Annotated in this window: 12 protein-coding genes and 1 pseudogene; 2 read left to right on the top strand and 11 right to left on the bottom strand. The window is 70.4% G+C overall.

Annotated elements, in window-relative coordinates; all coding sequences use genetic code 11:
- Nucleotides 1–79: 79 nt before the first annotated feature.
- Together B079_RS0100505 and B079_RS0100500 are read left to right on the top strand one after the other, a co-directional pair.
- Nucleotides 80–283 carry a cold-shock protein gene (locus tag B079_RS0100505; protein WP_018543814.1) on the top strand — a complete coding sequence of 68 codons (204 nt, stop codon included), beginning with the start codon at nucleotides 80–82 and terminating at the stop codon, nucleotides 281–283.
- A gap of 310 nt (nucleotides 284–593) precedes the next feature.
- The gene (locus B079_RS0100500) at nucleotides 594–1250 is read left to right on the top strand and encodes a class I SAM-dependent methyltransferase (RefSeq protein ID WP_018543813.1); all 657 of its coding nucleotides are present in this window, start codon (nucleotides 594–596) and stop codon (nucleotides 1248–1250) included.
- A 73-nt stretch (nucleotides 1251–1323) separates the two neighbouring features.
- Here the strand turns inward: B079_RS0100500 and B079_RS0100495 are convergent, their stop codons facing one another.
- The 11 genes and pseudogenes from B079_RS0100495 to B079_RS0100445 all read right to left on the bottom strand — a co-directional run bounded on the left by B079_RS0100495 (nucleotide 1324) and on the right by B079_RS0100445 (nucleotide 22058).
- Entirely contained in the window at nucleotides 1324–3234 is a 1911-nt protein-coding gene (locus B079_RS0100495) for an AMP-dependent synthetase/ligase (protein WP_051094966.1), read from the bottom strand.
- A gap of 294 nt (nucleotides 3235–3528) precedes the next feature.
- Nucleotides 3529–4191, bottom strand: a complete 663-nt coding sequence (locus tag B079_RS0100490) for a DUF4232 domain-containing protein (RefSeq protein ID WP_018543811.1) — start codon at nucleotides 4189–4191, stop codon at nucleotides 3529–3531.
- 198 nt (nucleotides 4192–4389) lie between these two features.
- Nucleotides 4390–4548, bottom strand: a pseudogene (locus B079_RS36500) (hypothetical protein); the annotation flags it as partial.
- A gap of 263 nt (nucleotides 4549–4811) precedes the next feature.
- Nucleotides 4812–5018 (bottom strand): hypothetical protein, encoded by a 207-nt coding sequence (locus tag B079_RS0100480; RefSeq protein ID WP_018543809.1) that lies wholly within the window; start codon nucleotides 5016–5018, stop codon nucleotides 4812–4814.
- Between the two features lie 13 nt (nucleotides 5019–5031).
- Nucleotides 5032–11769, bottom strand: a complete 6738-nt coding sequence (locus B079_RS31085) for a polymorphic toxin-type HINT domain-containing protein (protein ID WP_018543808.1) — start codon at nucleotides 11767–11769, stop codon at nucleotides 5032–5034.
- Nucleotides 11770–11961: 192 nt separating this feature from the next.
- Entirely contained in the window at nucleotides 11962–16224 is a 4263-nt protein-coding gene (locus B079_RS0100470) for a LamG-like jellyroll fold domain-containing protein (protein WP_018543807.1), read from the bottom strand.
- A gap of 220 nt (nucleotides 16225–16444) precedes the next feature.
- On the bottom strand, nucleotides 16445–19249 hold the full coding sequence (locus B079_RS0100465) for an AfsR/SARP family transcriptional regulator (RefSeq protein WP_018543806.1): 2805 nt from the start codon (nucleotides 19247–19249) through the stop codon (nucleotides 16445–16447).
- Between the two features lie 137 nt (nucleotides 19250–19386).
- Nucleotides 19387–19686 (bottom strand): DUF4229 domain-containing protein, encoded by a 300-nt coding sequence (locus B079_RS0100460; RefSeq protein ID WP_026248221.1) that lies wholly within the window; start codon nucleotides 19684–19686, stop codon nucleotides 19387–19389.
- Nucleotides 19687–19776: 90 nt separating this feature from the next.
- Nucleotides 19777–20301, bottom strand: coding sequence for a GNAT family N-acetyltransferase (locus B079_RS0100455; protein ID WP_018543804.1), 525 nt, complete (start codon nucleotides 20299–20301; stop codon nucleotides 19777–19779).
- Between the two features lie 74 nt (nucleotides 20302–20375).
- Nucleotides 20376–21539, bottom strand: a complete 1164-nt coding sequence (mqnE, locus tag B079_RS0100450; RefSeq protein WP_018543803.1) for an aminofutalosine synthase MqnE — start codon at nucleotides 21537–21539, stop codon at nucleotides 20376–20378.
- Between the two features lie 63 nt (nucleotides 21540–21602).
- Nucleotides 21603–22058 carry an Lrp/AsnC family transcriptional regulator gene (locus tag B079_RS0100445; protein WP_018543802.1) on the bottom strand — a complete coding sequence of 152 codons (456 nt, stop codon included), beginning with the start codon at nucleotides 22056–22058 and terminating at the stop codon, nucleotides 21603–21605.
- Between the last annotated feature and the right edge of the window lie 13 nt (nucleotides 22059–22071).

Here is a 22071-nt window from a genome sequence, read left to right as displayed (position 1 = left end):
GACGAATGCAGTCGTGCAGCATCGTTTCGCACTTGCAGGTTCTGGAGCAGGGCAACCCTTTTGAGCCCAAGGAGGGCTTATGGCTACCGGAACCGTGAAGTGGTTCAACGCCGAAAAGGGCTTTGGCTTCATCGCCCAGGAGGGCGGCGGCCCCGACGTCTTCGTTCACTACTCCGCGATCAACGCCAACGGTTTCCGTTCGCTCGAGGAGAACCAGCAGGTGACCTTCGACGTGACGCAGGGCCCGAAGGGCCCGCAGGCGGAGAACGTCTCCCCCGTCTGATCACTGCCTGATCGCAGAACCTGAGTGCAGTACCCAAGGAGCCCCGTGCCTTCCGGCAACGGGGCTCCTGCCTTTCCCGGGGGCGCCCGCATGAATTCCCGGTGAATTCCGGCCCGCCGCATTCGCCGGGCGCGCCCGGCGCACGGATTGCGCGCGCGGATTCCGCCCCGCCCTCCCTGGAGCGCCCCTCACTCCTTCGGACGCGTGCAGCCGGGGGAATCGGCCGGGATTCCGGGCGTGCCGCGTCCGTGGCCGAATCCCCTCCGCCGCCCCCTCGGCGCGCCGCGTTCACCCCGTAGGGTCCGTCCGCATGACCGACTCCCCCGGCGCCCCCGGCTTCCTCACCGCCACCCGCACGTTCTACGACGCGATCGCCGAGGACTACGCCGCGACGTTCCGGGACTCCTACGCCGGCCGGCCGCTCGACCGGGCGCTGCTGCGCGCGTACGCCGAGCTGGTGGGGCCCGGGCGGCCGGTGGCCGACCTCGGCTGCGGCCCCGGAGAGGTGACCGCCCTCCTCGCCGCCCTCGGGCTCGACGTGTACGGGCTCGACCTCTCCCCCGCCATGGTGGAGATCGCCCGCCGCGAGCACCCGGGGCTGCGCTTCGAACAGGGCTCCATGCTGGAGCTTCCCCTCCCGGACGGCGCGCTGGCGGGGGTCGTCTCCTGGTACTCCAGCATCCACACCCCGGCGGACCGGCTCCCCGAGCTGCTTCGCGAGTACCGCCGGGTCCTGGCCCCGGGCGGCCACCTCCTGCTCGCCTTCCAGGCCGGTGACCGCCCGCGCCGCCACGAGCAGCCCTGGGGCCACCCCGTCACCCTCGACTTCCTGCGCCGCGACCCCGCGCACATGGCGGCGCTGCTCGGCGACGCCGGATTCGCCCTCGTCTCCCGCACGGTCCGTGAACCCGACGAGAGCCTGGGGGAGGCGGTGGCCCAGGCGTTCCTGTTCGCCAGGGCGCGGTGACCGGGGCGGTGAGCGGGGCGGGGCTGCGGGGCTGCGGCCCGGTGCCGTGGTCCACGGCCCGGGCTGACCCCTCTTACGGCCCCGTGACCCGCCCCGCCCCCGCGTACAGCCCCTCCACCTCGTCCGCGAAGTCGCGCAGGATGCGGGCGCGGCGGAGTTTCATCGAGGGGGTGAGGTGGCCCGCGCGTTCGGTGAAGTCGGTGGGGAGGACGGTGAAGCGGCGGATGGACTCGGGGCGGGAGACGAGCTGGTTGGCCTGGTCGACGGCGTCCTGGAGGACCGCTGCCAACTGGGGGTCGTTCAGGAGGAGTTCGGCGGGGACGGGGTGTTTGCCGTTCATCTGGCGCCAGTGGTCCAGGCCGTCGGGGTCCAGGGTGAGCAGGGCGCCGATGTAGGGGCGGCCGTCGCCGACGAGGAGGCAGTGGGAGATCAGCGGGTGCTGGCGCAGCCAGTTCTCCAGCGGGGCCGGGGCGACCGACTTGCCGCCCGCCGTGATCAGCAGCTCCTTCTTGCGCCCGGTGATGGTGAGGTAGCCGTCGTCGTCCAGCTCGCCCAGATCGCCGGTCGGCAGCCAGCCGTCGCGGGTGGCGGGGACGACGCCGCCCGCGTTCATGTCCCAGTAGCCGCGCAGCACATGGTCCCCGGCGATCAGGATCTCGCCGTCGGCCGCGATCCTGATCCGGGTGCCGGGCAGCGGCCAGCCGACCGTGCCGATACGGGGCTTGAGCGGCGGGGTGACCGTGGTGGCGCCGGTGGTCTCGGTGAGGCCGTACCCCTCGAAGATCTCGATCCCGGCCCCGGCGTAGAACGCGGCCAGGCGGCGGCCGAGCGGGGAGCCGCCGCAGATGGCGTAGCGGACCTTGCCACCCATGGCGGCGCGCAGCTTGCGGTAGGCGAGCGGGTCGTAGAAGGAACGGCTCGCCTTCAGAGAGGCGCCCGGGCCGCTTCCGGTGCCGCTGCGGCGGGCCTCCAGGGCCTCGCCGTAGCGGACGGCGGTGGCGGCGGCGCGGTCGAAGGCGGCGGCCTTTCCGGCCGACTCGGCCTTGGCGCGGGCGGTGTTGTAGACCTTCTCCAGCATGTACGGGATGGTCAACAGGCAGGTCGGGCGGAACGCGGCCAGGTCCGGGAGCAGATGCTCGGGCTTGAGGCTGGGCGCGTGGCCGAGGCGGACCCGGGCGCGGACGCAGGCGATGGCGACCATGCGGCCGAAGACGTGGGACATCGGCAGGAACAGCAGCACCGACGCCTCCTCGCCGGTCGTCGCCTTGAAGACCGGGTGGAGGAGTTCGATGGCGTTGTCGACCTCGGCGAAGAAGTTGCCGTGCGAGAGGGCGCAGCCCTTGGGGCGTCCGGTGGTGCCGGAGGTGTAGATCAGGGTGGCGAGGGTGTCGGGGCCCAGCATGCCGCGTCGTACGGCGACTTCGCCGTCCGCCGTACGGTCGCCGACCTCGGCCAGCAGCTCCACGTGCCCGTCGTCGATCACCCACACGTGCCGCAGCCCGGGCAGCCGGTCCAGCTCGGGGGCCATCGCGGCGGCCTGCTCGCGGGTCTCGGTGATCAGGGCGACGGCGCCGCAGTCCCCGAGCATCCAACTGGTCTGGTAGACCGAGGAGGTGGGGTAGACGGGCACGGTGACCAGGCCCGCGGCCCAGGCCGCGAAGTCCAGCAGCGTCCACTCGTAGCGGGTGCGGGCCATCACCGCGATCCGGTCGCCCGGCATCAGGCCCTCGGAGATCAGCCCCTTGGCCACCGCGAGGACCTCGGCGGCGAACCGCGCGGCCGTCACGTCCTCCCACTCGCCGTCCGCGCCCCGGCGGCTGATGACGATCGCGCCGGGGTCCGCCTCGGCGTTCTCGAACGGCAGGTCCGCGAGCGAGCCGTGGGTCACCGACGGCGCGAACGGCGGTACGGCGACCTCCCGTACCGCTCCGTCCAGCCGCCGGATCTCGGGTTCCACCAGGACGGGACGGCCGTCGTAGTCCAGGGCCGAGACCGGAGGTCCGGAGACGACGGGGGCGTGCGGGTACGGGGCGGTCACGGGCGGCTCCTCGGGCGTGCAGCGGGAACTGCTTGCTGCATGAGATACGCGCCTCGCACACCGAGGCGTTCACCGGCGGCCGGTCCTGGGGCCTGTCGTCACCACCGGTCCGGCTGGCGATCGTACGAGGCCGCTGTGGCGGCGCTGTGCGGATCGCGCGGTGTTCCGGAGCCGGGGCTGTGCAGCCTCGGGGATTTCGTGAGGGATGTTCTGCTTCCGCGCCGGAGAGACCCCGGTGGATCAGAACTCGTCGGCGCCGTTGCGCAGTTCCCGCGTCCAGTAGCCGGTGGCCCACCGCGCCGGGTCGACGGCGATGCCCTCGGCACCGGGGGCCCGCACGATCGCCATACCGGCACCGCCGGGCAGCGTCACGGAGAAGTCCTTCACCGCCTCGGTGCTCTCCTTGCGCCCGCCGTCGGAGATACGCACGGCCGCGTAGGCGGCGACCCCGGGCTCCAGGACGACCGCCGTGACCGGCTTGCTCTTGGCCACGGACGGGACCGTGCCCCGGGCGTTGTCCAGAAAACGGATCTCCGGAAAGCCGGTCATACGGCAGGTACGGCCCGAGGTGTTCTTCGCCGTGAGCACCAGGTGGGTGTACGGCGACCCGTCCTGCGTCTCCGCACTGATCCCCAGCCCCTTGGCGGTGCAGGCGGGCGCGGTGGCCGAGCCGGTGCCGCCCACGACCTGCTTCCCCTGCTCCTTGTCCCCACTCTGCTCGACGGCGGACGGGGAGGCGGAGACGGAAGCGGAAGCGGAGGGCGAGGACGCCCCCGCCACCCCGGACTCCTTGGCCCCGGCCCCGGCGCCGGTGTCGTCACCCCCGCACGCGGTGAGCGTGAGAGCGAGCGCGGCGGTGGTCACGGCGGAGAAAACGGCAAGACGGCTGCGGTAGGTACGCATATGAAGCATCCCCTAGTGAAGAAGAACGCCCCCCAAAAAAAACTGGGCTCCCCGGAGCCATGGAAACGCAGGATTGTCGGCCGCCACCATCGTCAACGGCCTGAACCCGCTCACCAGGACGACGATCCGCGTCCCGCACGCCGTGGCCTCCCCCGGCACTTCGGTGCGTTCGTACTGAGCCGAGTCCTGGATGCCCCGATCGATGTTCAGCAGCTCCACGATCAATCGGCGCGGCGTCTCCTGAAACTCGGCAGACAGCAGGTCGAAGAATCCATCCCAGCTGCCACGAAAGCGGCTCGGGAAGTCAAGCTCCCGCCCGACTGCTAGAGACGCGTCACGCTCCGATTGGAAGCGTGAGGCATCGAACCTCGAATCCCTGACCCGCTACGCGCCGACCGACCTCATCGAAGCCGGGTGAAATTAACGTAGTGATTGGCGTATCAACACCGGGGCGGCGTTCTGGTCGACGGAAGCGTCAACGTAGCCGCCTCGGCCGAGCTGGGGGTAGACGAGCCCTTCCTGCTTGAGCGCGCGCAGGGCGCTGGTGGAGCTGGACACGCCGCGCAAAAGCCCCGCCAGGACATGCCTGACGGGGCTTCAGTTTTGCGTGGGCGATCACATCACGACATTTGACTCCCACCGCCGAGCGGCAAATCCGGCAGGCCGTCGAGGAGATCCCTCACCTGATCCTTGGTTGCCCCTACGCGCGTCTGAAAGTCCCGGTCATCCCCAGTCTCCAGCGCTTCCATCATGAGCGCTTCGACCAGAAAGAATTCCTTCCTGGACGCCGTGATCACGATCTGATCCCCGTGATCCTCTACATGCATCAGAATCCTCTTCTCACTGCAACTTGAAGTTCCTGGTGAAGTAGCTATAGCCCTCTTTAGGTGCGAAGACAGTGCCACCGTCCCTGGATCCGGGGTTGCGGATCACAATTACCCCGTTCCGCCAATAGGCAGATGTACCATCGGATCGCACGCGACGCTTCCCGTTGAGGATTACATCTTCAATCATGTCGGCGAATTGCGCACGGGTCCGAATTCCAGGGAACTCACCCTGCTCCACGACATGCTTCTGGAAGGCGTGCCCATCTGCTCCAGCAAGCTCTTCCGCTGCGAGCTTCGCCCGAAGTCGGGGACCATCCGCAACGCTGCAGCCGCCAGAATTGTGAACGAGCACCGGAGTCTCGCCCGCCAGCACATAGTACGTATGCAGCCCCGCGATGGTGAGGTTGTACGTGCGGGCGTGATCCGTGTACTGGTGGGTTGCGGTGATCTTGAGCTGGCGGCCGTCGTCCGTCCGCAGGGTCATGCCGGGTTCGAGGTCGCCTGCCTCGATCCACCGGTGTGCGGAGACGGACCAGAACGGGTGCTCGTAGGTGGCGGTGAGCTGTTCGGAGCCCTCCGGGGTGTCGAGGGTCAGCTCGGTGAAGCGTTTGTCACTGTCGGTGACGATCGTCGCGGTGACTTCGCGTTGCTCGGACTTGCCGGTTTCCGGGTCGGTGGCAAGGACCGTGTCACCGAGTTCGATGTCCTCGATGTTCTTGGTGCTTCCGTCGGCCATGAGGACGCCGGTACCGGCCAGGAAGCACTTGCAGCCGATCTTCTTGATCCGCTTGAGCTTCTTGAGCTTGCTGATCTTGAGGAACTTCGCGGCCTTGAGCCAGGGCAGGTCGGTCGATGCCCAGGCACAGCTCTTGGCGTCGCCCTCGGTGAGGCACTTGCGCCACGCCTCGGTGTCGGGCAGGACGATTTCCTTGATGAACATCTTGTTGGCATCAAGGAAGCTCATCTGCTCGCCCATGCCCTTGGGGACCGTGGGTATCGTGCAGTTGAGGGTGCTGATGATGTTGTCCCGCCCGGTGCCGCAGGTCGGAGCCTGGGCGGTGACGGTGACGACGATCTTCGGCGTGCCGGCGCTGCCGCCGTTGCCGTTCCTGCTGCCGCCCTTGTAGCCCTTGCCGCTGGTGGCGATGCCGTCGCCGTCGTCCTGCCACTTGCAGCCAGGGGTGGGGACGGGCACGCACGGTCCGGAGACGGGGTAGTACTTGAGCCCGTCCGGGTCGGCGTTGGTGACAGGGCTGTTGTTGCCGTAGGCGTACCCGTTGATCTGCTGCGGGTCGGCCAGGTCCATGACCGGGTCCACGGAGAGGAACCGGCCGATGGCGGGGTCGTACTCGCGGGCGCCGAGGTGGGTCAGGCCGGTGTCGTCGGTGTCGTCGGTGCCGCCGACGAAGCCCTTGGAGCCGGTCCAGGTGCCGGTGATGTCACCACGGGCGCCGCCGAAGGGCAGCGTACGACGCTGTGAGAGCCCCAGATCGCTGACCTTCACGGCGAGTTGACCGGTGCCCAGATGGTCGGCGACGGTGACGGTGATGCCGCCGTCGTCGGACTGGACGGCCTGGCTGCCGCTGCCGAGGTCGATGTAGCGGGTGGCCTTGGGCTTGCTGGCGCCCTTGGCCAGAACGAGCTCGGTGCCTCCCAGGGAGAGCGTCGTCTCGTTCGGGCCGCGCTCGATGAGACGGTTTCCGTCGGTGTCGTAGACGTACTCGGTGACCTCGTCGGCCTTGCCCGCGACGGGCTGGGTGACCTTGGCGAGACGGCCCTCGGCGTCCCAGCTCAGCTTCTGGGTGTCGCCACCGACCACACGGTTCTCGGTGTTGCCGGTCGCGTCGTAGGTGTAGCTGGTCTTCGCGGTGCCGCCCGGCCCCGTCTGGGTCACCTCGGTGAGGGTGTGCGGCTGGCTGGTTCCGGCCGCGGGATAGGCGTAGGCGCGCTTGACGTCCTTGGCGGTCTCCCCGGTGAGATCGTGCAGGGTCTCGGTCTTGCGGTTGCCGACCTTGTCGTAGGTGTAGGAGTGCCAGTACGCGGCCACCCCGCCGGTGACGCCTGCCGAGGGGGTGCTGGAGCACGTGGTGTCGCCCTCGGCCCACGCTGCGGTGAGCCGACGCAGATAGTCGTAGGTGAAGCACTGGTTGTCGGTGCCCGCACGCGACTGGTCGGCGACGGACAGGACGTTGCCCGCCTGGTCGTACCGGTAGGTGTTGAGCCGGTCGACTCCGGCGATGTCCTGGCGGTCGACGCGCGAGGTGGCCAGGCGCTGGGTGCCCCACTCGTAGGTGTTGGTCACCCACGTCTTCTTCGCCCCGCCTGCCGTCGACGCGTAGGCGTACTGCAGCGGCTTGCCGGTGTGGGAGTACGTGGTGTCGGACCGGAAGCCGTCACCGAGGATCGACACCGGGCGCAGGGCCTCGTCGTAGGTGTACGCGTAGGAGCCGCCGGGCAGCGAACCCGCAGCCGAGTAGGACACGCCCGCGATCAGGCCGGAGGGCTTGTAGCTGGTGCCGGTCTGATAGGTACCGGCCAGCGCGCCTTCGGAGACGGGGATGGTCACCGACGTGCGCAGCGCCCGGTACTGCTGGTCGTACTGCGTGACCTTGGTCGTGTATTCGCTGCTGCCCACGTAGCGGGTGGAAGAAGCCAGTTGGCCCTTGGCCCCGCTGACCGTGTCGTACGTCCAGGACGCGCGCCGGGCGCCGGTGGCGTCCTTGTCGCGCAGTTCGGTCTGGCGGCCGAGCTGGTCGTAGACGCGGTAGAGGACGTTGCCCTCGGCGTCCTCGGTGGTGACGAGTTCGCCTCGGTCGTTGTAGTGGCTGAGGGTCGTTCCCTTGTCGGGGTCGACGGCCTTGGTCTGCTGCCCCAGCAGGTCGTACTCGTAGCGCCACTCGTTGCCGGCCGGGTCGGTGACCTTGGCCAGGGAGCCGGAGGGGGTGGGCGTGTAGGTGGTGGTGTCGTAGTCGGCGCTCTCGCTGCGGCTGTGGTGCTGGCGCAGCTCGGTGGTGTTGCCCCGGGCGTCGGTCAGGGTGGTGGTGGCGGTGCCGCCTTCGGGCGGGACGACCGTGGTGCGGTCGCCGCCGTAGCTGATCCGGGTGGTGCCCAGGACGGCACCGCCGTCACCGTTTCCGGCGAGCTGCTTCGACTCGGTCTCGCGGCCCAGTCCGTCGTAGGTGTGCCGGACCTGGGTCTCGACGCTCAGCGCGTCGACCGGCTTGAACAGGTCGCGGCCGGGGTTTCCGGTGGTGTAGTAGCTCGCGAACGTCTTGGCGGTCAGGCCGCGTTCGTCGTAGAAGGTGTCGGAGATCAGGCGTCCGCCGTCGGGTCCGACGTCCTGGGTCTGGCGCTCCCTCAGCAGGCCGTCGTACAGGGTGTACGAGGCGATCTGGGCGCCCCCGTTGTCCAGGGTCTGGGTGCGGATCGCGGCCGGCTTGCCGTCCTCGATGAAGTAGCCGAAGGCGTACGACGGGGTCTGGTTCGTCTTGCGGTCGGCGAGCCATACCTTCTCGGCCCGGCCGAGGGCGTCGTACGTGAAGGTCTTGACCTTGCCGTTGGTGTCCTTCTGGGTGAGCGGCTGGCCGCGCAGCGGGTCGAGTGTGGTGGTGCTGGTCTGTGCGGACGTGGCGTCCTGGGCCTTGGCCGGCGGAGTGGTCGTGGTGACCGTGGCCGCGAAGCCGGTGGCCGGGGTGTAGGCGGTGGTGTTGGTCAGGCCGTCCTGGCGCGCCGTGCGGACGGGGGCCGTCCCCTCGGTCGCGGTGACGTCCGCGGTGAGGTCGGTGGCCGTCAGCGTCCGGCCGTAGGAGTCGTAGGTGGTACCGGCCTCCAGGTAGCGGGCGGTGGTGCCGTCGTGCTTGTTCAGCGTGGCCGTCGCCGTCTCGTCGCCCTTGGTCGGTGCGGCGCTGTAGGCGCCGCCGTCATAGGCGGTGCGCACGTCGGAGATGACGTCCTTGGCGCGGTTCGGGGTGGCGCCGCAGGCCACCGCGACGGTCTCCTCGCGCGAGGGAAGCGTGAGGATGTTGCTGTCGGTGTTGGTGGCGTAGGTGGTGCGGGTGCACCGGTCGTCCGTGGTGGTGGACGTGTCGCCCTGGTCGTTGGTCTCGGTGACGCGCCCGGCGACGGTGTCGAAGGTGGTGCTCACCGCGGTGGTGCGCCACTTGACGCCCGCGCCGTCGTCGAGCGAGGTGTACGTCTTGGAGTTGGCGGTGCCGGTCAGGTTGGCGGTGATCGTGCCCCACGAGCGCTCGCGCTCGGCGGTCTGGTGGTGCCAGGGCCGCTCGACGGTCTTCTCCAGGACCTTGCCGCCGGGGCCGGAGTACTTGGCGGTCTTGTAGAGGAACCCGGCCGCCGACTCGTGGTCGGTGATCGGGTCGCCCTCGCCCTCGCCGAGGGTGACGGAGACGGACTTGGTGCCGCCGGAGGCGTTCTTGCGGTCGCCGTCCATGCCGCGCAGGAAGAAGGAGTCCTGCTGCGTCTTCATGGCGTCGGCGCCGCCCTGGCCGCCGGTGCGCACACGGACGTGGCCGTAGCCGCGCCACTGGGACCAGGTCTTGTTCTGCTCCTTGGTCAGGCCGTCGTCATCGTCGTAGTGCCAGGCGGCGTCGCCCAGGTACTCGTAGGAGGTGACCGCGTCGGGTGCGCCGCCGGTACGGTCGGTGGCGGTCACCGAGGTGACGACGTACTTGTTGAACCAGTGTTGTTCGGGGTCTTCCTCGTCCGAGCCGCCGAGCATCTGCGGGAAGCAGCGGGTGGTGTTCGACTCGGGGGTGGGCAGGGCGGAGGCCTGGCACGCGGGTGCCGAGTAGTCGACGTCGATCTGGCCGCCGTACTCGTCCGCGACCGTGGACAGCCGGGCCTTGACGAACGGGGCGTAGCCGTCGCCGGTCCGGTCGAGCCGGTTCTCCAACTGGGTGTAGGCGAAGGTGGTCTTCGGCAGGGTGATCGCGGGGGTCGCGGTGTGGCCGGTGTGCTGGATGGAGTCCAGCAGCAGCTGGTAGTCGATGTCCGCGGTGCCCCAGCGGTGCGTCAGCGCCCAGGAGTCGACCTTGTTGTAGCCGCTGCCCCCGAGGACCTCGGTGGTGATGCCGGTCAGCCGCTTGCGGGTCCAGAACGTCGGCGCCACACGGCCGTTGTCGCACTCCGTGGCCTCGTCGCAGTTCATGTCCCACGGCGTGTCGTACCAGTAGAAGGAGTCCTTGGAGATCGACGAGCAGTCGGTGTGGCTGTCGGGGATGCACCGCTCGGAGCTGGTGAAGTCCACCTTGGCCAGCGCCTGGGTGCCGTACAGGGAAGACGACTTCAGGCCGTACTCGACGCGGTCGAGGTAGCCGCCACGGGTGTAGCGGGTGTCGTCCGCGGCCTTGAGGTTGCGGCCGTAGGAGTTCTCTTCCTTGTCGTAGTAATAGGCGATGGCGTTGCCGTGGGTGTCGACGGCGTAGTCGAGGTTCCATCGCCAGGCCTGCTGGCACCAGGAGCCGGCGAACGTGGCGGCGTGGCAGGGCTCACCGGAGTCGTCGCCGTAGACCGGCACGGTCCAGGTGGAGTCGGTGGTCTCCTTGCCGTCGGCCCAGCCGGGCAGTCGGTTGTAGCCGAAGTAGTAGCGGTTGCCCTGGGGGTCGGTGACCCGCCAGTACTCGCCGTCGTTGTCGCCGTTGCCGCGGGCGGTGGACTTCAGGCGGGCGATGCGGGAGCCGTCGTCCTGCTGGAACCGGAACTCGTCGTCCTTGCCGGTGGGGACGAGTTCGCCGCCCTTGCCGTTGAAGGTGATGTAGACGTTGTCGTAGCCCCAGCACAGGTCGCCGGGCTTGTTGACGCCGTCGTCGGCCTTCTGCCCGTCGTCCGCACACGGCTTGTAGCGGCGCTCGATCGAACCGGGTTCGAGGTCGAAGCCGTCGCCGACCCAGGAGGACTGGTTGTTGGTGTTGCCGGTCCGGCCGTCGATCATGCCGGACGAGTACGACAGGCCCAGCTTGGGAGCCAGCTCACCCGGCACCTCCGGGACCGGGATGTCGTACGACCAGCCGAAGTCGCCGGTGTTGAGATCCGTGGTCCAGGTGGCCGACGGGGACAGCGGGGTCGCCTTGTAATCGCCGGTCTTCGCCGAGTCGCCCGCGACGGCGGCCAGAACGGTGGGCGCACCCGCGCTCAGCGAGACCGTGCGCGCGGTCAGGGTCTGCCGCTCGGTGTCGTTGTCCGTCGCGACCGGTGCGGTGGTACGGCACGTGGCCTTGTCCGGCGTGGTGAGCGCGCAGGCGGGCAGTTCGACCAGGGTCAGGCGGGAGCCGTAGCCGCCGCCGTACGCCTCGGCGAAGTCCGCGTAGTCCACGCTCGCGCCGACACTGCCCGAGTCCTTCGCGGACGCGGGCTGGAGGGTGAACAGCAGGCCGTCGACGCCTGCCTTCTTCGCGGCCCGCTGCGACAGGACACGGGTGGTGACCTTGCCGTCGAGCGGCTTCCTGGCCTGCTTGGCCGACGGCGTGTTCAGCTTGAGGGGCAGGCCCGCGGCCTTGACCGGGCTGCTCGCCTTCGAGGCCGGCTCGGCGAGCGTGACCACGGCGTCATCGGCTGCGGGCCACTTCGCCCTCGGTGCCTTCCGCGGCGTGCGCGCACCCTTTTGGAGTCTGCGCGGCTCGGTCTTGGTGAGGGACTTTCCGGCGACGGGCTTGTCGGGGTCGGTGGCCCCCGGGCGGCCCGTACCGGCGGCGGCGGACGGGGCGAAGGCGACCGCTTGGACCAGTGTGGCCACCATGACCGCCGAAGCGCCCAGCGCGATCTTGCGCCGTAGCTGCCCGACCGTGCGGCGTGGCCGTCTTATTCGGTACATTTCTGGATCAATTTCTCGCTGGAAGGGTGTGCGCGGCCACAGCTCCGGGGCGCGCGCGGTTTCGGGGACACGGGAAGGGCGCCGGGTGCGACCCGGCGCCCTTCCCCGCGGGGATGGTCAGTCGCCGGGTACCTGGGTGGGTACGTCGAACCAGCTGACCGCGAGCTTTTCGACCTGGGCGTCGCTCAGCGCGCCCTGGAAGGCCCACACGTCGTCGACGAGACCGGGGAAGTAGTGCCCGGCGCCGCTGCCGGTGCCCTCCCGGCCGATCTGCAGCGACGTCGCCTTGAACGCGAGGGTGTTCTCCGACCAGGGCACCAGGTCGGCGCAGGTGGGACTGTCCTCGGTGCCGTCGCCGTCGGCGTCCTCGCAGGCGACCTCGGCCAGGCCGCCGTTGACGTACAGACGGGCCTCCTTGGCGAAGCCGTCGTAGACCAGCGCCAGGTGGTTCCAGGCCCGGGCGTCGTAGAACTCGCCGTTGGCCACCTCGACGACGGTGGCACTCGGGCTGTTGCTGTCCGCGACAGACAGCTGCCAGCTCCCCGGGCGGTTCTCGGGGTCGACGGCATCGGGCACGAAGCGCACCGTGAACGCGCTCCGGCTGCTGCCCTCCGCGCTGGTCAGCGCGACCGGTCCGGCAGGCATCGCCGCGGCCTGCGCCCACGCGGTCAGCGTGAAGCTGCCCGAGGTGTCGACCGGTACCGTGTCGGCGCTCGCGTACGCGGTGGAACCGTCGAGCTCCATCGCGCCGAGGTCCATGTAGCTCTGGTCCGACTGGGCGGCGCCGCCGTTGAGGGTCAGCTTGTTGCCGGTGCCCGCGGCGTCCGCGACCGTCGCGGGTGTGGTGCCGGAGGTTTCCTCGAACATCCAGCGGGCCTTGACCAGCGGGCGCTGCCGGAACATCTGCTGGGCCTCCTCGGCCGAGACCGGCCGGTCGAGCAGGCGCACGTCGTCGATGACTCCGGGGAAGTAACTCGCCATGTCCCCGCTGTAGTTGCCCGCCCCGATGTACATCGACCGGTCCGCGTAGAAGGCACCGGCCAGCTTGGTCGAGCCCGCCTTGACGCCGTTGACGTACAGGGTGAGGGTGTCGGCCACCGGGTCGTGAACCCCCACCAGCTGCGTCCACTCGCCCGCCCGGGCCGTCACGCCGTCGGCCTGCATCGCACGTACCGGCGTCGCGGTGGGGGCGTCCGACGAGTACTGGTTGACCGCCCAGCGGTCGTACGCCGCCGAGTAGTACAGCTCGAAACCTGGCCGGTCCTTGCCGGCCTGTGCGGCGATCACCGCGGCGGTTGTCGGCTTCCTGTCCAGCTTCGCCCACGCGGAGACGGTGAAGGCGCGCGAGGTGTTCACGTGCGCACCGCTGGCCTGCCCGATCTTCGCGTACCCGCTGGAGCCGTCGAACTTCGTGGCCTTCCCGGCGATGCCCTCCACCCCCGTGGTCACCGTGCCGTTGTACCGGGCGGGCAGAACTCCGCCGTGCCCGGTGATCTCGGTGGCACCGCTCTCCTCGTCCAGGTCGAAAACGGCGATGGCGGGCCGGCCCGGGTCACCGACGGACTGCTTGCCGTGCAGCTTGTCGACCTCGCTCTGCGTCAGCGGCTTGTCGAAGAGCTGCAGCTGGTCGATGGCGCCCGGGAAGAGCGCGCCCGGCGTGCCGGTGAACTTCTTGGCGCCCAGCTGCAGACCGCGCCTGGCTTCCCACGGTGTGCTGTACGGCGTCGAGGCGGCCAGCACACCGTCGACGTACAGCTCGAGCACGTCTCTGGCCGAGTCGTAGGACCCGACGAGGTGCGTCCAGGTGTCCGCCTTCACCTTGCTGGTGTCGCCCTGCCCGGCGCGTACGAGCCCGGCGGAGGTGTCGTCGGACTTGTACTGGGTGAAGGACCAGCCGTAGGTCGTCGAGTAATACAGCTCGAGACCCGGCGCGTTGTTGCCGGGGGCCACGACCACGTCGGCCGTCGCGGTCGGGATCTTGTCGAGCTTCGCCCAGGCGGAGACGGCGAACCCGCCGCTGGTGTCCACCGCGGGCAGGTCGGTGGAGGCGTAGCCGTCGGTGCCGTTGAAGTGCACCGCGCTCCCCTGCACACCGGCCGCGCCGGGTGTGGCGCCACCGTGCAGAGCCAGCTTGCGCGCCGGTGTCGAGCCCTTGGCCTCGTCCGCGCCTTCGGCCTCGTCCAGCTGCCAGGTCGCCCGTTCGGGCTGGCCTGCCTTCACCCGGTACTGGTAGGTGCGGATCTCGCTGGCGTTCCCGGCGGCGTCGAAGGCCCGCGCGGTGAAGAAGTTCACGCCGGGCGCGGCGGGAAGCACCTTCGCGATCCGCGCCGCGCCCCCGGACGTGGTGATCTCGTTCTTCGAGGACGGGTCGCCGTTGACGCCGTACCAGTACTTCGTCACGTCACTGCCGGAGCCCTTGACCTCGAACGAGCCGTACCGGCCCACTCCGTCGTACCAGGGGTCGTCCGGATCGTCCGGGTCGGAGGCCGGGTACTCGCCGGAGCCGACCGTGGGGGCCTTGGGCACCGACGTGTCGTAGACGAAGTAGCAGGCGGTCGGATCACCCGCGTACGACCACGGCGAGTACTGCGCCCCGTCATAGGAGCGGGCGTACCAGTTGACGGTCTTGTCGGTGGGAATCGACGACGGCAGACTGATCGAGAACGAGGATCCCGACTTCTTCGCCGACGTCTTCGCCGGGCTCCATGACCCGCCGTCCCACTTCGCCTGGAACTGCACCGAGACGGTGTCACCGTCCGGATCGGTCACGCTGTTCGCGTAGATCTTGCCCAGGGTGCGCACGCGCGCGGCGCCGGAGGGCTTCTTGCAGGTGCCGCCGTACTCCATGGTCAGCTGCGACATCCTGATCTGCGCGGGCGGACGGTTGTACTTCACCCGCAGATGCGCCTTGTCGGAGAACCGCTTCCACCCGTACGCGTCCGACTCGCTGGCGGCGCGCAGCCCGAACGTCATCGTGGAGTCCTTGGCGTTCGCGGCCGACTGCACCGCGGACTTCACGTCGAACTCGGCGTCCTTGGCGGAGCAGCCCGAGTAGCCGTACGCGAACGACTCCGACGCCAGCCGCTTGGCCCAGAAGCCCGACGCGTTCTGCGAGTTCCATGTCGTCGACGACGAGATGTCCTTGGTCTCCCACAGCTCGACAGCGCGGCTGGAGCAGGACGCCGACCATGTGTTGTGGACCACGAACTCCGCCGAGAGGATCGACTTGCCCGCGAATTTCGAGACCGGTATGCGGTAGAAGAGCCGCTTGGTGTCGCTGGGCTGGCAGTACGTCCAGTTGCAGTAGCCCATGCCGGCGTCCGGATCGCCGTTGAACTTCCACTGCGGCGACGACGCCCAGTACTTCGACGCCATCGTCCACGCCGACGCACGCGGCGAGTACCACTGCGGATCGATGAACACCGGGTAGTGGGTGTCCTCGCCCGTCAGCACGTCCTGGTCCGGGGTCAGCACCAACTCGTCCTGAGCGGCCGGTACCGTCACGCCCACGGGTGCCAGCTTGCCCGACTCACCCGCGCCGGGCTCCCCGGTCTCGTCGTCCGTGGTCGCGGTGGCCGTAGTGGCCGCGGACTTCGCCGACCGGGGCGCCGGAGCGTCGCCGGGGCTGGAGTCCCACATCATCGGCTTCGGCGCCTCGAACACGGTTCCCTTCGAACCCTGGTCCAGCGCCTGGAGACCGCCCGCGCCGGTCTCCTTGACGTCCATGCCGTCGGCCGCGAGCTTCAGCCGGAGCTGGGCCAGCTCCGAACTGGCCGCCGCCTCGGCCGACTTCACCACCAGCAGCTGGGTGAAGCCGTCTTCCTGGGCCGTCATCCGCAAGTCGACGTCCGGCATCACCGAGGGATACGTCGCCACGGCTCCCGACAACTCGGGCTTCGGCAGCGCGGTCGGCCACGACAGGCTCAGCTTCCGCCCCGCGCGCTCCAGGCGCACGAGCGGCGCCTTGTCGCCGCCGCCCGAGAACTGCACTCCCACCGTCGTGGACTTCGGGGCGACCATCCCCTCCCCGGTCGCCGCCAGCTCCGTGTCGACGCGCTTCCACCTGCCGTTGTCCCGCGCCCACACCGGGCGCAGGTACTCGCGAGCCTCCAGGTCTCCCTCCGGCGTCGCGAACACCTCGCTGCTCTCGCCCCGCAGGGACGTGACCTCCACCGGCTCGCCGGACTTCTCGGCCTTCGCCAGGGCTTCCGACTCCGAGTGGATCGTCGTCGCGTCGGCCGCGCTCGACGATGCCGCGGCCGTCCGTACAGCGGCTGCGGCATCAGCGACCGGGACGACCAGTCCCGTCGTCAGCGTGATGCCGAGCAGCGCCCCGACCGCCCCACTTGTCCCCCGCGACCGGTACCACAACCCCGCCATATCCCACCCACATCGTGCTCACAGTTCCTTCATCTAAAGAACGGCACTGATCAACAACGAGGCAACCCCAAGAATCGGGCATACGGAACCCAAGATTCCGCAAAGGTGGTGACTTTGAGCACAACGGTCAATGGTTGTACGAATTGAGGCGTCGAATCCATAACCTCGCGGTAACCGCAAGATCACGGAGCGGGTGCCGCCCCTACGGTCCCGGCCCGGCTCACGCCTCCCGCGCAAGCCGCCGCACCGCGCGCTCGTGCCGGGTGCGGTACTCCGGTTTCTCCGCCACCCGCAGCAGGCACTCCAGGGCGCGGGCCGCGCCCTCGTCGTAGCCCTCGCGTTCGGCCTCGTCCGCGGCGCGTTCCAGGAGGTGGACGGCTTCTTCGTGGGCGCCGAGGGAGAGGTGGGCCTCGCCTGCCGTGGTGAGGAGGAGGGCGCGGCGGGCGGGTTCCTCGTGTTCGGGGCCGAGGGTGAGGGCGGTGCGGACGGTGTCCAGGGAGCGGTCCGGGTGACCCGCCGTCAGGAGGGTGCGGGCGAGGTGCTGGAGGGCGAGCATCTCCGTGTGCCAGTCGGATGCGGCGCGGGCCAGTCCGGCGGCCCGCTCGCAGTCCTCCAACGCGGTGTCCAGGTCGCCGTGTTCGGCGCGGGCCACGGCGAGGTTGATCGTGGCGGTCACCTCGCCCGGGCCGTCGCCCGCCTTGCGCGCCAGCGCGGGCGCGGTCTCCAGCAGGGCGACGGCCTCGGCGGTGCGGCCCTCCTCCGTGAGCACCCAGCCGAGGAGACTGAGCACCCGTGCCTCGGCGTACGCGTCCTGCCGTATCCGCGCCGAGTCCAGGGCGGACTCCAGCAGCGGCACCCAGCCGTCGCGCACCCGCAGCACCACCTGCGGCCAGTGGAGCAGGACGAGCCGCCAGGCGCGGTCGTGGAACCCGGCGGAGCGGGCGGCGGCCACCGCGCGGGCCAGGTCGTCGCGTTCGGCGGCGAACCAGGCAAGCGCCTCGGCCCGGTCGGTGAACTCCCGTACCGCGCACGGGTGGTGGAAGTCGTCCGGCAGCCCGAAGCAGGCGCCGCCGCCGGGTTCGGCGGTGTCGGTCGCGGCGAGCGCGGTCGCGGTCAGGTGGTCCAGGGCCCGGACCAGGGCCGCGGGTCCGGCCTCCGGTTCCATGTCCCGGGCGTACAGCCGGACCAGGTCGTGCAGCGTCCAGCGGCCCGGCGCCGTCTCCGTGACGAGGTGGGCCGCGCCCAGCCGCTCCAGCGTGGCCTGCGCGTCGGCGGGTCCTGTCTCCAGGAGCGCCCCGCACGCGTACGCGTCGACATGGCTGCCAGGGTGATGCCCGAGCCGGGCCAGCAACTCTGCGGCGTCCGGCGGGAGTTGCTGGACGGTCAGGCGCAGAGCCGCCGCGACCCCGGTGTCGTCCACGGCGAGGCGGGCCAGCCGCCCCCGTTCGTCGGCCAGCTCCGCCGCCAGCGCGGCCAGCGGCCTGCCGGGGCGTCCGGCCAGGCGTGCGGCGACCACGCGCAGGGCCAGCGGGAGGCCGCCGCAGAGTTCCGCGAGCCGCTGGGCCGCCACCGGTTCCGCGAGCACGCGTTCCTCGCCGAGCACTCCGGCGAGCAGCGCCATGCCGTCCTGCGGTTCGAGCACGTCCAGCGGCACGGGCCGGGCCGCGTCGGACGCGATGAGCCCTTCGAGCCGGTGGCGGCTGGTGACGAGCGTGACGCAGTCGGGTCCGCCGGGCAGCAGGGCCCGTACGGTCGCGGAGTCACGGGCGTTGTCCAGGACGACCAGCAGCCTGCGCCGCTCGGTCAGGGTGCGGAACAGCGCGGCGGCGGCCGACGCGGACTCGGGCACCCGGCGCGGCGGCACCCCGAGCGCGGGCAGGAACTCCCGCAGGACGTCGGTGAGCGTGGGCTCGCCGGTCTCGCTGAAGCCGCGCAGATCCGCGTAGAGCCGCCCGTCCGGGAAGACGGCCGCCTTGTGGTGCGCCCACTGGAGGGCCAGCGCCGTCTTGCCCACCCCGGCGGGACCGGTGATCAGGCACACGGGCGCCTCGCCCGCCGCCGCCCGGCTGAGCGCGGCCAGCTCCTCCGTACGGCCCTGGAAACCCCGGGGCGCCCGGGGCAGCAGCTCGGCGGGCGGGACGACCGGGGCGGCGGGCGAGGGCAGCCGGACCAGCGGATCGACGGCGACCGGGGCCGGGGCCGGGGCCGGGGCCGGGATCGGAGCCGCCGGAGACTCGGGGACGGCCACGGGTACGGACGCGGCCACGACCGGTGCGTCCGCGACCTCCCCGCCCCGCAGGACCAGCGCGTACGCGTCGGCCAGCTCCCGCCCGGGGTCGATGCCCAGTTCGTCGGCGAGCAGCCGCCGGGTGCGGTGGAACCAGTCCAGCGCCTCCGCCTGGCGCCCCGCGCCGTACAGCGCCTTGATCAGGGCGGCGGCCAGCGATTCCCGCATCGGATGCGCGACCGCCTCCGGGCGCAGCACGGTGGCCGCCCGGTGGTGCTCACCGAGCGCGGTGTAGGTGCGGGCCAGTTCCTCGACGGTGGCGAGCCGCGACTCCTCCAGGGTGTGCGCGGCGGCCTGGAGCGGTGCCCCGGTGAAGGCGCCGCCGAGCGCGGGGCCCTGCCACAGCGACAGGGCCTCGGTGAGCATCATGGCCGCGTCGGCGGGTTCGCGCTGCTGCCGGGCCATCATCAGCAGCTCCTCGAACCGCTGCGCGTCCAGCAGGGACTCGGGCACCCGCAGGAGGTAGGCGTCGGTGAGCGTGACCAGCTCGACCCCGTACGCCGCCGCGTCCGCGCCGGTGAGCAGCGCGCGCAGCCGGGAGACATGCCCCTGGATGACGCTGCGGGCCTGCGAGGGGGGCGTCTCGTCCCACAGCGACTCCGTCAACCGGGCCACCGAGACGGGGGTGTTGGCCGACAGCAGCAGCGCGGCCAGCAGGCTGCGGCGCTTGGCGGGGCCGAGCGGCAGGGGCCCGGTGAAGGTGTCGACGGAGACCGTGCCGAGCAGCCGGAACTCCACGGGCGACTTCCCTTCGCAGCGGGGCGCGCCCGGGACGGGGGCGCGGATCGCGTATCAGGGTATCGGGGCCTGACGTGGGACGATGCGCCGCCGGCCGCTTCTGGGACCGGGGCGGGAAGGCGGCGGAAAAGGCTCGGTCAGCCCGGCTGGGACTGGGTGCGCACGCTGTCGTCCGCCCCGTCCTCCTGGTTGCGGTTGGCGTCCAGGTTGGCCTTCATCCGGTCGACGCGGCCGACGATCTGGACGGAGGCCCGCTCGCGTTCCTTGCGCAGCACGATCCAGCTGATCGGGGCGGACAGGACCAGTGCGAGGAGGACGACCCAGAAGAAGTTGGAGTCACCGAAGCCGCGCGGGAAGAGGCCCGAGTAGACGGCTCCCCAGGCGACCACGAGGCAGCCGGCGAAGACGCCGAGACGCATCAGCGTGTAGCGGAGCATGTCCATCCACTTCCGTTCGTACGGGTTCGAAGCCCCCCAAGGGGCATCGCCCAGTGAAGCACGCCGAGCGGTCGATCTTGGCGGCGGGTCTCAGCGCAGCGGCAGCAGCATGGTGATGTCGTCGCGGTGGTCACCGGGGGCGACGCGGATGGCGCCGGGCACCCGGCCGACCTCCTGGTAGCCGCAGGAGGCGTAGAAGCGCTCCAGACCGTGGCCGCCCCGGCAGCCGAGCCGGATCGCCTCTATCCCGTCGAAGCCGCGAGCCGCGTCGGCGGCGGCCGTGAGCAGGTCGCGGCCGTAGCCCCGGCCCTGGTGCTTGGGGTGGACCATGACCGTGTACAGCCACAGCCAGTGGGTCATCAGGCGGTGGGTGTTGAAGGTGAGGAACGCGGTCGCCGCGACCCGGCCGTCCTCGTCGTGCCCGACCAGCAGCCTGCTGTGCCCCTCGGACAGCCGCATCAGGGTGCGGACCAGCTCCGGGCGTATCTCCTCGCGGGTCACGGGCGGTACGAAGCCGACGGCGCCGCCCGCGTTGGTGACCTCCGTCCACAGGTCGAGGAGGCCGTCGCGCAGATCGGGGGTGACGGCGGGGTCCAGGGTGAAAGTAAGAGCCACGGGGCCAAGGTAGTCCTTACCTCGGCCCCGTGGCCACAGAATTCCGACCGGCGGTACGAGCGACCGCCCCCGCCTCAGACGCGCATCGCCTGCGGCGTCTCCCGGCGCAGCGGGTCCGGGCCCTCGTACTCGCGGATGATCTCGTAGCGCGTGTTGCGCTCGACCGGGCGGAAGCCCGCGTCACGGATCAGGTCGAGCAGATCGTCACGGGTCAGCTTGTTCGGCGTGCCGTAGTTGTCCGCGTCGTGCGTGATCTTGTACTCGACGACCGAGCCGTCCATGTCGTCCGCGCCGTGCTGGAGGGCGAGCTGGGCGGTCTGCACGCCGTGCATCACCCAGAACACCTTCACATGCGGCACATTGTCGAACAGCAGCCGGGAGACCGCGAACGTCTTCAGCGCCTCGGCACCGGTCGCCATCTGGGTGCGCGCCTGGAGCTTGTTGCGGACCTTGCCGTCCTTCATGTCCACGAAGTCGTGCTGGTAGCGCAGCGGGATGAAGACCTGGAAGCCGCCGGTCTCGTCCTGCAGTTCCCGCAGCCGCAGCACGTGGTCCACGCGGTGGCGCGGCTCCTCGATGTGGCCGTACAGCATCGTGGCCGGGGTCTTCAGACCCTTCTCGTGCGCCAGGCGGTGGATGCGCGACCAGTCTTCCCAGTGCGTGCGGTGGTCCACGATGTGCTGGCGGACCTCCCAGTCGAAGATCTCGGCGCCGCCGCCGGTCAGCGACTCCAGGCCCGCGTCGATGAGTTCGTCCAGGATCTCGGAGGCCGACAGACCCGAGATGGTCTCGAAGTGGTGGATCTCCGTCGCCGTGAACGCCTTCAGCGAGACCTGCGGCAGCGCGGCCTTCAGCTCCCGCAGGGACCGCGGGTAGTAGCGCCAGGGCAGGTTCGGGTGGAGGCCGTTGACGATGTGCAGCTCCGTCAGGTTCTCCGACTCCATCGCCTTGGCCAGCTTCACGGCCTCCTCGATGCGCATCGTGTACGCGTCCTTCTCGCCCGGCTTGCGCTGGAACGAGCAGTAGGCGCAGGACGCCGTGCACACGTTGGTCATGTTGAGGTGCCGGTTGACGTTGAAGTGCACGACGTCGCCGTTCTTGCGCGTCCGCACCTCGTGCGCGAGGCCGCCGAGCCAGGCCAGGTCGTCCGACGCGTAGAGTGCGATGCCGTCCTCACGGGTCAGCCGCTCACCGGAGCGGACCTTCTCCTCCAGCTCGCGCTTGAGCCCGACGTCCATACCAACACCTTTCGCCGACAACCTGACCAACCGTACTCCCCCCGGAACACCTGCCCCTGGTGACTACACCTCTTCGGGCAGCTCGCCGACCCGGTTCTCCCACTTGGTGGAGAGCACGATCGTGGTGCGGGTGCGGGAGACGCCCTTGGTGCCGCTGAGCCTGCGGATCGTCTTCTCCAGGCCGTCCACGTCGGAGGAGCGGACCTTCAGCATGAAGGAGTCGTCACCGGCGATGAACCAGCAGTCCTCGATCTCGGTGAGGTCCTTGAGCCTGCGCGCCACGTCCTCGTGGTCGGCCGCGTCCGACAGCGAGATGCCGATCAGCGCGGTCACGCCGAGGCCGAGGGAGGCCGCGTCCACGGTCGCGCGGTAGCCGGTGATGACCCCGGCCGCCTCCAGCCGGTTGATCCGGTCCGTGACGCTCGGCCCCGACAGACCGACCAGGCGGCCCAGCTCCGCGTACGAGGCCCGGCCGTTCTCCCTCAGGGCCTGGATGAGCTGCCTGTCCACCGCGTCCATGCGATCGAAGCCT

The organism is Streptomyces sp. LaPpAH-108, assembly GCF_000373625.1.
GTDB lineage: Bacteria > Actinomycetota > Actinomycetes > Streptomycetales > Streptomycetaceae > Streptomyces.
Note: the sequence above shows the minus strand (reverse complement) of the source record. Positions and strands in the feature narration are given on the sequence as shown.